The organism is Leptolyngbya sp. CALU 1928, from assembly GCF_056784215.1.
This window is the reverse complement of the sequence record NZ_JBXBCE010000001.1, coordinates 645,207-658,376: the sequence shown is the minus strand read 5'-3', so window position 1 is coordinate 658,376 and position 13,170 is coordinate 645,207. Positions and strand designations below refer to the sequence as shown.

At 49.0% G+C, this 13,170-nt stretch carries 4 protein-coding genes; 3 read left to right on the top strand and 1 reads right to left on the bottom strand.

Annotated elements, in window-relative coordinates; genetic code table 11:
- Window positions 1–132: 132 nt before the first annotated feature.
- Entirely contained in the window at window positions 133–768 is a 636-nt protein-coding gene (locus AC1S5B_RS02915; protein ID WP_482034223.1) for a peroxiredoxin, read from the bottom strand.
- 422 nt (window positions 769–1,190) lie between these two features.
- Between AC1S5B_RS02915 and AC1S5B_RS02910 the strand changes: the two genes are divergently transcribed.
- From AC1S5B_RS02910 to AC1S5B_RS02900, 3 genes are all read left to right on the top strand, one after another.
- Window positions 1,191–1,976 (top strand): peptidylprolyl isomerase, encoded by a 786-nt coding sequence (locus tag AC1S5B_RS02910; RefSeq protein ID WP_482034222.1) that lies wholly within the window; start codon window positions 1,191–1,193, stop codon window positions 1,974–1,976.
- Window positions 1,977–2,091: 115 nt separating this feature from the next.
- Window positions 2,092–4,680 carry a type I secretion system permease/ATPase gene (locus AC1S5B_RS02905; protein WP_482034221.1) on the top strand — a complete coding sequence of 863 codons (2,589 nt, stop codon included), beginning with the start codon at window positions 2,092–2,094 and terminating at the stop codon, window positions 4,678–4,680.
- Between the two features lie 220 nt (window positions 4,681–4,900).
- Entirely contained in the window at window positions 4,901–13,135 is an 8,235-nt protein-coding gene (locus tag AC1S5B_RS02900) for a cadherin-like domain-containing protein (RefSeq protein WP_482034220.1), read from the top strand.
- Window positions 13,136–13,170: the final 35 nt, after the last annotated feature.

Genomic DNA, 13,170 nt, shown 5'->3' with positions numbered 1-13,170 from the left:
GGATGAGCGAGATCGCGCTGTAGCCTGCTTTCCAAAATGGGTAAGGCGAGCGATCGCCTTTTCTAGATCTCAACAAAAAGGGAGATGATGAGCATCTCCCTTTTGTTTCAATCGCCTAATTCCCTGAGCTAGTTACTTATTAGGTTGGGGAGTGGTTCGCAAGTAGGGCTTAATTTCAGTCACGCCTTTAGGAAACTTCTGCCTCGCTTCTTCGGTAGGAATTGTAGGCACTACTACCACGTCATCGCCATCTTTCCAATTGGCTGGAGTGGCTACGCTGTAGTTGTCGGTCAATTGCAGCGAGTCAATTACCCGCAAGATTTCATCAAAATTGCGACCTGCACTCGGTGGATAGGTCAGGCTCAACCTAAGCTTTTTGCTGGGGTCAATTACAAAAACGGTACGCACGGTCACCTTTGCATTGGCGTTTGGGTGAATCATGTCGTAAAGGTCGGACACTTTCTTATCCGCATCTGCCAAGATTGGATAGTTTACGGTTGTTTTTTGAGTTTCATTAATATCTCCAATCCAGCCAGCATGGGAGGTTGCGTCATCTACACTTAAAGCAATGGTTTTAACATTTCGCTTGTCAAATTCAGGCTTGAGTTTAGCAACTTCGCCAAGCTCTGTGGTGCAAACGGGCGTGTAGTCGGCAGGGTGAGAAAAAAGCACAACCCAGCTATCGGCTGCCCAATCGTAGAAGTTAATCTCTCCTTCGGAGGATTGCTGGGTAAAGTTGGGCACTGTGTCGCCAAGGTAGAGAGCCATAACCAATTAATTCCTTTCTGCTATCTAAATTACATAATCACTGTTTAGATCATGCCATAAACCCCGGTTCCCCGGTCGGATTCCAGATCTATTTATTTTTTGAGAGGGGTGGAGGAGGCGATCGCGCCCTATATGTTTCAAACTCGTTACATCTTTAGACAAATCATACGGTTGATAGTTTATAAGATAGGCAAGCGATCGCGCCCTTAATCACTCTTCTCAGCATTCATTAGGCTTAAATCTTTAAGCATTCGACACCATCCCAAGCAATCTATCTGTTGACGATCTGAGTTGTCTGCGCCTTACTTCAGTTATTACCAAATCTCATTATCACCAAATCTTACAGTCTGCAAAAAACCTTCAGGAAAAAGCGATAATTTCAGACGAGACAGTCCTCAAAAAAAATTCAGAGTTAGAGATTCATGGAAGCAAACGTCGCAAACGTCACAGAACCAAATGCACTCCTCATTGTGGACGAAAAGCCTCTTTCGCTGAGGCAATGTTTACGCTACCTGCAAATGGGCGGAAAATTACAAGTATTTATTGGAGATGTTTTGCGCCAGTATGTTCTAGAACAAGAATTAAACACTCGCGAAGGGTTGGAGATTAACCCTGCTGCGGTGGAACAAGCATCGGTTGATTTCCGTTTGCAAAATCAATTGACCGATCAGCAATCGTTTCAAGACTGGCTCGTGCGGAATGGCACAACCTATGACTTATTTCATGATCAAATTAAAAACAGCTTTAAGCTTGAAAAACTTAAGGCTCAGGTGACCGAACCTCGTCTACAAGAGCATTTTATTGAACGGAAGTTGATGCTCGATCGGATTGTACTGTCGCGCATTGTGGTAGAAAGCAAAGAAATGGCAGAAGAACTGCATACTCAAATTGCTGAAGGCGGTAGTTTTGAGCAACTTGCTCGCGAATACTCCAAGGCAGATGAGCGAGTTGCCAATGGCATGATGGGACCGGTGAGCCGTGGCACAATGCCCGATGTCCTTAGGTCAGCACTGGATTCGGTTGAGCCGGGAAGTGTGGTGGGTCCTATGCCAATTGAGAGTTACTGGGCAATTTTTCGGGTTGAACAATTTCTGCCTGCGACTTTAGAGGATGCCCAACTCAAGCAAACGATGCAGGGTGAATTATTTGAGAAATGGCTCACTGAAAAAATACAAGCGATGACGGTCAAGCTGCAAGTGAACGAGTAACACTCTGAGTTTCTTCATACTGTTTAATTTGCTCCATTTGTTAAAGTAGCGCTGTTGATGTCTTACGAAGTCTGGTTACCCCCATCCCTTAAACGCATTAGTCCAGGAACTCTTCATGATTGCAACTGATCTCACCACCAATCTGCCTTGGAATTCTCCGCCGCTTAGCTTGCTGAATGCAGACCAACAGGTTCAGTTTCAGCAGCAAGCAGAAGTTCGCCGCTATGGTCTAGGAGAGGTCATTTGGGCAACTGATTCTCCTGGGATGCAAGGGTATATCGTCAAGGGCAAGGTGCGCTTGGTGCCTGAAGATGATCAGTCTATCATTCTCAAAGCGGGAGACTGGGTGGGAGATTTGCTGGAGTTGCCGGGAGCTTGGAAGGCAAGGGCGGCAGAGAAGGATGTGGAGTTGGTAACTTGGCGAACCGATCTATGGCAAGCGATCGCTACTCCAGCGTTAGAAAGTTACTGGGCATCTCACCGAATTCGTCTTCAACCTAAAACAGATAACGCCCCCCAGCCTGTGACTGGCTTTCCCTTTGTGGCAGGTGTGAATACTCCTGCTGCCTGCCTGACCATGGTAGCCAATCATTTGCAAATTTCGACCCAGTTGGATTGGGTGCAGCGGCAACTGTCTAGTCAACGTCCAGCGGATGTGATTGAAGCGGCTGAAAAAGTAGGGTTGCAGTTACGTCATATTGATTTACGCAGTAGTCAAGGGATTGATTGGACGGGTTTGCGGCGGCTAGAGTATCCCGTTCTAATGATGTGGCAAGACCAAGACACGTCATCATCAACGTTTCAAAATAATGCGTCTAAGGGATCGGCTCATTGGGTGGTGGTTTATAGCACGAAGGGCGATCGCTTAATTATTGCCGATCCCTTGAACCCCAACAGAACCTGCGAAAGCATTCCTCGTTCGATTATCCAAACGGTTTGGGACGGGCAACTATGGCAAGTTGAAACGATTCAAAAGCAAGAACGCTTTGGCTTATCTTGGTTCTTGCCAGCCGTCTGGCGCTATCGCCAACTCCTGAGTGAAGTGCTGTTAGCCTCTTTCACCCTGCAAATCTTGGGTTTGGCAGGTCCAATTTTGACGCAGGTCATCATTGACAAGGTTATGGTGCAGGGCAGTCTGTCCACCTTGGATGTCATGGCGTTTGCGTTCTTAGCGGTGGCATTCTTTGAAGCATTTTTGGGAACACTGCGCCTGTTCGTTTTTACCCATACTGCACGACGGCTAGACCTGAGTCTTTCGGCTCAGCTTTTTCGACACCTGATGCGGCTGCCCTTATCCTACTTTGAGGCACGACGGGTTGGCGATACGGTTGCACGGGTGCAAGAGCTAGAAAATATCCGTAGCTTTCTCACCGGCACTGCCATGACGGTCGTTTTAGACGCAGTGTTCGCCAGCGTTTATCTAACGGTCATGTTTTATTACAGTGTCACCCTAACCTGGGTGGCGCTAGCAGTATTACCTCTGTTCGCAGCTTTAACCATCATTGCAACCCCAATTTTACGAGGATGGCTCAATGAAACCTTTAACCGCAGTGCCGACAGTCAATCCTTTTTAGTTGAAACGGTGACGGGCATTCACTCGGTTAAAGCTCATACAGCAGAGCCAGTTTCGCGGGAACGCTGGGAAGGACTATTTGCCAGATTTATTCGCACCAGCTTCAAAGCTTCAACGACTTCTAACATCAGTGGCAACATTGCGGACTTCCTCACTAAACTTTCTTCCGTGCTTATCCTGTGGTTTGGAGCAAAGCTGGTGATTGAGCAAAAGCTGACAATTGGTCAACTGGTTGCATTTCAAATGCTATCTGGTCGCATGACGGGACCCTTGCTGCGATTGATTCAGCTTTGGCAAACGCTTCAGCAAGTCCTGCTTTCAGTTGATCGCATTGGCGATATTCTTAACACGGCTCCCGAAACCGAAGCAGGCACTGGCTTAGTGCTACCCCCCTTACAAGGGCAAGTTATATTTGATCAAGTCTTTTTCCGCTACCACCCCAATCAAGAACCAGTATTACGAGGGATTTCTTTTACGGTTGAGCCAGGAATGCTCGTAGGCGTAGTCGGTCGAAGTGGTTCAGGAAAAAGCACTCTTTCTAAAGTGATTCAGCGGCTTTATCCAGCGGAATCCGGACGAATTTTGGTCGATGGATTTGACATTAAAAGCGCAGATTTGGTGTCTTTGCGACAACAAATTGGGGTCGTGCTGCAAGAAGACTTCATGTTTAACGGCACGGTTTTTGACAATATCAGCCTTGGAAACCCCAATGTCACAGCCGAACAGGTCGTTGAAGCGGCTCGCTTAGCGGCTGCCCATGACTTTATTAGTGATCAAGTCCATGGGTATGAAACCAATATTGGGGAACGAGGCACAGCCCTATCGGGTGGACAACGGCAGCGGTTAGCATTGGCGCGCCTGTTTCTTTCGCAAGCTCCAATTTTAGTGCTGGATGAGGCAACGAGTGCTTTGGATAGTGAAACCGAGCAGCAAGTTTTGCAAAACCTACAGCGTGTTTCAGCCAATCGCACTGTTTTTCTGATTGCTCACCGATTTGCACCATTGAAAAAAGCAGATTTGATTTTAGTGTTGGAAAAAGGGGTTCTGGTAGAGAAGGGCACCCATGATGATCTGCTCAAAAGCAAGGGATTGTACTGGTCGCTTTATCAGAGACAACAAGCAGCGGTTTAGCAGAATGAAGTGATTAGGGGAATGAGAAAGGGCGATCGCAAACGGCAACTTCACGGTAGCCGAATCTAAGAAAATAGGATACGCTTTGTTTCCCCTTGGGAGTTATTGTATAAAATGCTGGCTGGCTAGGGTAAATTCACGTTTCTTCAAGCTGCTCGGCGGTTTTTGTAACGTTGTGTAACGTGTGTATGCCAAGATCAACTCATAGGGCATCATAGCAATGCCATTTGATGGGGTGATAGCCGCGATGCCTGACAGTATTGGAAATACCCTAAGTACCGCTCTTCCGATTTCCTTAGGTACAAATACAAAAACATTTACCGACTCCGTAGAGTTCGGCGATGTGGACTATTACAAATTTACGCTAAATAAAAATAGCAGCTTTAACCTAGCCCTGACAGGTTTAAGCGCCAATGCAGATGTTGCCATTGTTGATGCCAGTGACGCGGTGGTCTCCGTTGGTGGTGTTCTACTTCAGTCCCTTAATCAAGGATCGTTGATTGAAACAATCAACACCGTTCTTCCTCCAGGGGACTATTTCATTCGAGTGCTTCCGGGTGCTCCAACTGATCCTGCTGACCCTCCCAACACTACTCCTAGCACAAACTACACGCTTAATGTGCGAAGCGATACAGGCGTTCGGACTGATTTGGTTTGGCGTGATTATGCTAATGGCGTAAATCGCCTCTGGACACTGGCTGGCACAACCTTGGCTGCTAATACTGTCATTGAAAGCATTCCAGATACTGGCTGGCAAATCTCAGGCTCAGGTGATTTCAACAATGATGGAATTGGTGATCTTGTTTTTCGCTACTATGGCACCACCGCTGCTCCCATAGGCACTAATACGGGTTGGCTGCTCAATGCTAGCGGTCAGCGAACTGGCTCTTTTACCCTACCTCGTGAACCCAATGCCGGGGTGGTTATTGCTGGAGTTGCCAATCTGAATGGTGATACTGTTCCAGATCTTATTTTTCAAAATATTGCGACTGGTACGGTTAGCGCTTGGTTATTAAATTCAACCTCTTCTATAGCCAGCACTGTAACTATAGGATCTTTGCCTGGTGCGGGTTGGCGCGTTGAGGGAGTTGGTGATTTCAATAATGATAACTCTCCTGACTTGCTGTGGCATAACTCTACTACGCGTGCCAATTTAGTTTGGTTCTTGAATGGAACAACCTTGGCTTCCTCCACTAGTTTGCTTGCTTCACCTGCTTTTACTCCTCAAGTTGTTGGAGATTTTAATGGGGATGGACGGAATGATATTCTCTTCCGCAACTTCTCTACAGGGGCAAACCAAGTTTGGCTAATGGACGGCACAACCCGCACGGCAGTGGTTCCAATTACTACAGTTAATGGCGCGAATTGGCAACCCGCTGCACCTCGGACGCGATCGCTGCCCGTCGTCCAGCAAGATGCAGCCGGAAACACCTTGGCGGCATCCCTCAATATAGGCACCTTAAATGCCAGCGGAATTTACCGTGATTCTATTACAGCCAGTGATCCGAATGATTACTATAGATTCTCACTGAATGCGCGATCGCTGGTTGGCTTGAACCTAAATGGCGTAGGGGGTGCTCCCCTAACCGGTGACTTAAACGTACAAATTTTGAACAGTAGTGGAGGAGTGGTTGCCTCTTCAAGTAACGGATCCATAACACCCGAAAGCCTGACAAACCTGAATCTTGCTAGCGGGACTTACTATGTTCGAGTCTTTGCGGGTGCGACGGGTGCGGCTAGCTCTTACGAGCTAAGCTTGCAGGCAAATAGCGCGCCTGTGTTGGTTTCTAGCGGTCCACTCACGATTAACGAGTCATCATTACGAACGATTAGCAGTAACTTGCTCTTGGTCACAGATGCAAATAATTCACCCACACAATTAACTTATCAACTAGCCGTCGCACCTAACATTGCCAATGGCAGTCTGCTGCGTAATGGAGCCGCAATCAGCACGGGTGATATTTTCACTCAGCAAGATATTAATCAGGGAAGGCTCGTCTATCAGCAAAACGGTAGCGAACAAGTTAATCTAACCGATCGGTTTATCTTCAGCGTATCTGATGGTCAGGGTGGCTCAATTCCCGACACGACCTTTAGCATTAGTACCATTCCAGTTAATGACTTGCCTGTTTTGGTTTCTCTTGCGCCCGTCACGGTTGCAGAAGGATCGACAACTACCATTAGCAGCAGCAGTCTGTCCGTTACCGATGTGGAGCAAGGGGCATCTCAAATTGTCTATAGCTTAAACAGTTCGCCTACGAGGGGTACATTGCTGCTGAATGTTTTAGGTGGAGCGCAGCCGCTGACATTGGGCAATACTTTTACCCAAGCAGACATTGATGGCGGTAATCTGAGATACCAACAGAATGGCAGTGAAACTTACGACACAAACGGAGCCGATATACCGGGTAGTGACCGATTTACCTTTACCGTAACCGATGGTGCGGGTGGGTTCTTGGTGCCAGCCCAGCGCACGTTCAGCATCTCAGTGTTGCAGGAAAACGATGCGCCAGTACTAGTCACTAATGCAGGAACGACGGTCAGCACTGGCTCAACCAGGGTCATTACTAATTCTCTTTTGAGAGCAACCGATGCTGAGCTTTTATCTGCGGCGGCTCAAGATTTTATTACATTCTCAGTCACAGGCTCACCGGCTCAAGGGACGCTCTTTCTCAACTCTACTGTGGCGAATACCTTCACCCAAGCCGATTTGAATGCCGGTCGTGTCTCCTACGTGCATAACGGGACTTCTACCAACAGCGATAGCTTTACTTTCACCGTTTCGGATGGTGTCAACACGACCGCCCCATCGACCTTTGATATCTTTGTGCTGGGAGTAAAAAGACCTCCTGTTTTATTAACAACCAACCCAAGTTTGACCCTCAGTGAAGGCAGTAGTTTTACCCTATCCAATGTTGAGCTAAATATTAGCGACTCTGACAGCGCTCCACCCTTCATTCGATATACCGTCGGCGCTCTTGCTCCACTAAACGGGCAGCTAGCCGTAGCCGGTTCCCCTATTTCCGTGGGTGGCATCTTCACGCAAGACGACATCAACAATGGTCTGGTTACTTACCAACAAAACGGCAGTGAAACGACCAGAGATGCCTTCACGTTTACCTTTACCGATGAGTCGGGTAATACCACTCTGCTGGCACCCAAAACCTTTAGCATCAGTGTTCTTCCGGTCAACGATCTGCCCATCTTACTCACGACTAACCCGCAGGCTACCGTAACAGAAGGGGGAAGTGTTAGCTTCTCCAGTTCGCTGCTTAATGCAACTGATCCGGATGGTCTAGCTTCTCAGATTACCTATGCGGTTGCGACCGCACCATTGGGTGGGGGTATCTCGCTCAATGGAACGGCAGTCACCAGCTTTACTCAGGCGGATATTAATAGTGGGCTGGTGAGGTATCAACAGAATGGCTCAGAGGCTTCATCGGATAGCTTCTCATTCACCATTACAGACCAGTCGGGTACGCTTGGAGATCCGGCGACATTCAACATCAATGTTGTTTCCGTCAACGATGCTCCTGGGCTATCGAATAACGTCAGTCTGACGGTGGACGAAGGCGCTACTACTGCGCTCAATAGCGGCAACTTGCTGATTACAGACAATGATGGACCGGGAGAAACGACTTACACGCTAGGAAATGAACCTCAGCGGGGTGTTCTACTCAGTCGCAACACGACACTGTCGGCTGGAGGAACCTTTACCCAAACAGAGTTGAATAGTGGTCAGGTCTTTTATGTCCACAATGGCGGCGAGTTTACGAGCGATCGCTTTACTTTCACCGCTTCCGATGGAGCAACCTCTGGCTTAGGCGCACCTGGGTTAATTGGTTTAACCACCTTTAGCATCAACATCACCCCTAGCAATGATGCGCCCACCATTGCCACCAACTTCGGCGTTACGCTTCTAGAAGAAGGCGTGGTTCTCCTGACTAAATCCATTCTCAGCGCAACCGATCCGGATAATGTATCTTCGCAGCTAACCTTCAACGTCTCTTCCGCTCCGGCTAATGGCACCCTCCTGAAAGCAGGTGTTGCTGTTAGTTCCTTTACTCAAGCAGACATCGACGGCAGTCTCATCTCCTACAAACACAACGGTAGTGAAACGACAACTGACAACTTTGTGTTTGACGTAACGGATACGGCTGGTGCGGCGGCAGGCGTTCAAACTTTCAATATCTCCGTCACTCCAGTAAACGATAGACCCAAAATCGTATTGAACACCGGATCAGTAGTTGATGAAGAGAACACGCTGATCATTAGTGATACAGAGCTTCTCATCACCGATCCCGATGGTCCGGCGCTTAGCCCAATCTATACCCTTAGTGCTGCGCCAACCCGTGGTTCTCTTCTGAGGGATGGCACCACGCTTTCTTCTGGGCAAACCTTCACCCAAGCAGATATTAGCGCCACGCTGCTGACCTATGTGAATAACGGCAGTGAGGGAACCAGCGATCGCTTTACATTCACTGCATCCGATGGCTCAACCGGCACCTTGCCTCTATCCACGTTTAGCCTCACGATCAATCCCGTTAATGATGCGCCCACAATCACCATACCCACTGCCGCACTCTTAAATGTGAATGAAGATACTCAATTCACGTTCTCCGGCATCAATCGCATCAACGCCACCGACCCAGATTCCACGCCGCTAACAGTAACCCTCACTAGCGAGTTTGGCGGCACCTTAGTATTGGGTTCCACCATTGGATTAAGCGGTTTAACAGGAAATGGTACAGGTTCTATTTCCTTTAGCGGCATTCCTAGTGCAATCTCAGGTGCCCTAAGCGGTCTGAAATACAAAGGAACGCAAGACTTTAACGGAACTGAGCAAATCACTATCAATGTGACAGACGGCACAACGCCCACCACTCAGATCGTCACCATGAACGTGATTGCGGTCAATGATGCGCCTACGCTAACGGTGCCAACTGCAACCATTACAGTGGGCGAGGATCTCCCAACGACCGCACTGAACCTGACCTTGAATGATGTGGACTCTGGAGATAGCCCGATTCAGATAACCCTGACTGCTCCCAATGGGACGTTGACCGTCATTGACAATGGCTCGCTCAGCTTTATCAATGACACAACCAATGGCAGCAGTTCTCTAACCTTTACCGGCTTATTGGCGGATGCCCAAGCGGCACTCGCGGGGCTGGTGTATCAAGGTAACCCCAATTACTTTGGCAGCGATCGCATCACGGTGACAGTGGACGACCAAGGCGCCACCGGGCTATCTGGATCGTTATCCGTAACGAAATTCATTAGCCTGAACGTCACTGCCATTAACGACAAGCCAACCTTTACACCCATTGCCACCAGCTTCACAATTAATGAATCTGGCTCATCAACCACAGCAGCGCCTCAAGTGACTGTTCCGGGTTGGGCAACGGGTATTTCATCCGGTGCGCCGAATGAATCGCAGTCATTGTCTTTCCTAGTCACAGGCAACGATAACCCTAGCTTGTTCCAAACGCCTCCAGCGATCAACGCCTTAACGGGCGCGCTCACCTATACGCCGCGCGCCGATGCAAATGGGGTGGCAAACGTGACTGTGGTTCTCAGAGACAACGGTGGCATTCTTAATGGTGGCATCAACACCTCTGACCCGGTTGTTCTGACTATCACCATTGACCCTGTGAATGACGCGCCCTCTTTCACAAAGGGAGGCAATCAGACTATTAACGAGGATGCCGCTGCTGTCACGGTCAGTGGCTGGGCAACCAACATTCGCTCTGGTCCGACCACAACGTTGGCAAATGAAAGTACTCAAACGGCGAACTTCCTGGTTAGTACCAATAACGACTCCTTGTTTAGTGTCGCTCCTGCGATTGACCCAACAACGGGCACTCTCACCTATACGGCGGCACCGGATGCGTTTGGAACAGCAGTTGTCACGGTGAGTCTGCAAGATGATGGGGGGACTGATAATGGTGGAGTAGACACTTCTGCGGCACAACTGTTTACGATTGTGGTGCAATCGGTGAACGATGCCCCCACCTTCACTCCCTCGCCATTGACCCAGTTTGACGTGCTTGAGGATGATGTGGCTCAGAGCATTCAAATCGCCACTGATCTGTCCGTTGGACCAACTAACGAAGCGGCTCAAACCCTCAGCTTTGGCATTGTAAACAGCAATCCAAACCTGTTCCTGTCTAATGCAAGACCTACGATCGATGCAACGACTGGATTGCTTACCTTCCAAACTGCTCCTAATGCCTTTGGTTCTGCGGTAATCACGGCAACGTTGCGAGATAACGGCGGCACCGCGAATGGCGGGGTGAATGCAGCAGCGCCTTATGTCTTCACGATTAATGTGCTGCCCGTCAATGATGCACCTTCCTTTACTCAAGGCTCCACTCAAACGACATCTGCTGAAGATAGCGGAATCAGAACGGTGCCTGGTTTTGCCTCTAACATTACCGCCGGTGCGGGTGAAGGCAGTTCGCAGACGGTGAGCTTCTTGGTTGCGAACGATAATCCATCGCTGTTCTCAGTGGCACCCACCATTAGCCCAACGGGGACGCTAACTTATACCGCTGCGCCGAATGCCAACGGCACAGCGGTAGTGACGGTTCAGTTAACTGATGACGGTGGGCTTACCCCTGGCAGTGGACAGGACACTTCGGCTCCGCAACTATTCACTATCATCGTCACTCCGGTGAATGATGCGCCAACATTGACCTTGCCTGGAACCCAGACCATTCAGGAAGATCCGCTAACGCCACTGGTGTTTAGTGGAGCGAATGCGATTCAGTTTACCGATATTGATTCGGGTAGCAGTCCTGTCCGGGTCATACTCTCGGTACAGCAAGGGACGATTACGTTGCCACAAGCTGCTGGGCTGAATGTGACAGGTGGCTCGAATGGCGGTCGTTTCGTTACCTTTACAGGGGCGATCGCCGACTTTGTGAGTGCCTTTGCCAACGTCAGCTACCAACCCAATGCCAACTTCTCTGGCACCGATCGGCTAACTATTAACATCAGTGATCTAGGAGCAACGGGTTCTGGTTCAATAGTTCCGGCGATCGGCACTGTCACAATCAATGTGACTTCGGTGAATGATGATCCGGTTTTGCTATCCGTCAACACCTTAACCGTTGGTGAAAGTAGCGGAACTCCAACGAATGTCATCATCAGCAACAGTTTGCTTCGATCAACGGATGTAGACAACACTGCGGCTCAGATTAGTTACGTGGTTGCTGGAACACCAACCGCCGGACAGTTACGTATCTCTAATGGAGCCGGATTTACCACGCTGACGGCAGGTAGCCGATTCACTCAGGCAGATATTGACAGCAACCGCCTGAGATATGCCCAAGACGGCAGCGAGGCAACCTCAGATAGCTTCACCTTCCAAATTTCGGATGGTGGAACGCTCTTGCCAGCAACACCAGAGACCTTCAATATTGCGATTCTGCCGTTTAATGATCCACCGAGGGCATTGGTCAATACGGGGCTGGCTCTCTCTGAAGGGGCGAGTAGCGCAATTTTGGATACTCTCCTGTCGTTCACAGATGTGGATAACCCTGATCCTGCTGAACTCGTTTACACCTTAGAGAGTGACCTGAATGCAGGAGAACTACAGTTCGGCGGCACGCCGTTGAGCCAAGGTCAAACCTTTACCCAGGAAGATATCAACAATGGTCTGCTGATTTATCAGAATAATGGTGCTGAGTCGCCTACGGATGGATTCAACTTCTCGGTGACAGATGGCAACAGTACGGTATTGGGATCGTTCAATATTGCTGTCACTGCGATTAATGATGCGCCCACGCTGGTTTCGACTGGTTCAGTGTCTCTGAATGAGGGCACCTCTCGCAATCTGCGAAACGTGCTGTTCACCACTGATCCGGATAATCTGCCGTCTGAAGTGCGCTATACCCTACAAGGTCAGCCAATCTTCGGAGCGTTACTCAGAGGAAGCCTAAGTCTTGGAACTGGCGCTATCTTTACCCAGCAAGATATTAATAACGGCTTAATTAGCTACCAGCATAACGGTAGCGAACAGCCGGCAGATGCCTTTACCTTTGTGGTAGGAGATGGTTTATCTGCGCCGATTCCTGGCATTATCAATATCGCAGTTGCCCCTGTAAATGATGCGCCGGTTATAGTGACTAATCTTCCATTAACGCTAACTGCGGGAACTCCGGCAACTCGTCAGATTAGCAGCAGCATCTTACGGGCAACGGATAGTGATAACCTACCGGCTGAAGTACTCTTTAGATTAGGATCGCTACCCAGTGCGGGATCATTAAGTCGCGCTGGTCAACCTTTGACTACAGGACAAACCTTTAGCCAGAAGGATATTACGGATGGCGTTGTCCTCTACAGCTATTCTGGGGTTGGTTCCAGCGATGGCTTCCAATTCACGATTGTAGATTCTCTAGGTAAGGTGGGAGGCAGCGGTTTCTTCCAAATCTCCTTCACTTCTGCTTAAAGTTCTCTGAAAAAAGGGACAGGGGCTACTTAGTA

Bases quoted from the DNA above. Each gene is read 5' to 3' on its own strand.
- AC1S5B_RS02900 (WP_482034220.1), top strand. From the start codon at position 4,901: ATGCCATTTGATGGGGTGATAGCCGCGATGCCTGACAGTATTGGAAAT.
- AC1S5B_RS02915 (WP_482034223.1), bottom strand. From the start codon at position 768: ATGGCTCTCTACCTTGGCGACACAGTGCCCAACTTTACCCAGCAATCC.
- AC1S5B_RS02905 (WP_482034221.1), top strand. From the start codon at position 2,092: ATGATTGCAACTGATCTCACCACCAATCTGCCTTGGAATTCTCCGCCG.
- AC1S5B_RS02910 (WP_482034222.1), top strand. From the start codon at position 1,191: ATGGAAGCAAACGTCGCAAACGTCACAGAACCAAATGCACTCCTCATT.